Origin of the sequence: Shigella sp. FC1967 (assembly GCF_001743005.1) — a bacterium.
GTDB lineage: Bacteria > Pseudomonadota > Gammaproteobacteria > Enterobacterales > Enterobacteriaceae > Proteus.
The window spans coordinates 1-360 of record NZ_MIIZ01001393.1 but is presented as its reverse complement, the minus strand read 5'-3'; the positions used below and the strand labels follow the sequence as shown (position 1 = coordinate 360).

Here is a 360-nt window from a genome sequence, read left to right as displayed (position 1 = left end):
AGCTTTGTGATAAAACCATGCCAGCCTGCATCACCGATAGCGCGAGCCAGACAGTGGTTTTTCATCATATTCGCCGATTTCAGTGTCTCGACAATTACCGCTTGGTTTTCGTCAACAATTGCACGAGAGAGTTTGTGTTGAAAATCAGCACGGGCATTGGCTACCCGTTCGTGTACACCTGCAAGCTGTATTCGGGCTTTACGGCGATTAGCACTCCCTTTTGGCTTGCGAGATAAGGCTTTTTGTTTTCGACGTAGGTGTACGGCTGGCATTGATAAGGTGGCGCGGATTAGCAATCTTATTGCCGTCTGATTTGATGGCGTAATGACTCAGCCCCACATCAAGCCCCGTGATATTTGA

1 pseudogene is annotated in these 360 nt (G+C 48.3%); it reads right to left on the bottom strand.

The features are described from left to right. Nucleotides 1-360: pseudogene (locus BHE89_RS22365) on the bottom strand (RNA-guided endonuclease InsQ/TnpB family protein); the annotation flags it as partial.